Origin of the sequence: Croceicoccus estronivorus, from assembly GCF_001625325.1 — a bacterium.
In the GTDB taxonomy this organism is placed as follows: domain Bacteria; phylum Pseudomonadota; class Alphaproteobacteria; order Sphingomonadales; family Sphingomonadaceae; genus Caenibius; species Caenibius estronivorus.
On record NZ_JRQQ01000024.1, the window covers coordinates 1 to 344 of the forward strand.

General features: G+C 63.1%; 1 protein-coding gene. It reads right to left on the bottom strand.

The window, feature by feature from the left end; all coding sequences use genetic code 11:
* Positions 1-8: 8 nt before the first annotated feature.
* The coding region (locus MB02_RS17290; protein WP_082826292.1) for an OmpA family protein at positions 9-344 on the bottom strand (336 nt) is incomplete at its 5' end.

Sequence of the window (344 nt, forward strand, 5' to 3'; positions counted from 1 at the left end):
GGTTGGGCTTAGTTGCCCGAGCCCGGCCCGTAGGTGATTTCAACGCGGCGGTTCTGCAGTTCGCGGACACCGTCTGCGGTCGGAACCCGCGGGTTGGCTTCACCGAACGCCTGGCTCGTGATCCGCTCATCCGGGATGCCGTGGGTCGTCAGGTAACCACGCACCGAGGTGTTGCGGCGTGCCGACAGGCCCATGTTGTAGGCTTCGGTACCCGAACGGTCGGTGTAGCCCGCCAGCATGATCGGAACGACGTCACAGTTGCCATAGGCGGTAACCGCGCTGTCGAGGATCGTTGCTGCCTCCGGCGTGATGTCCGACTTATCCCAGTCGAAGAACACGATGTA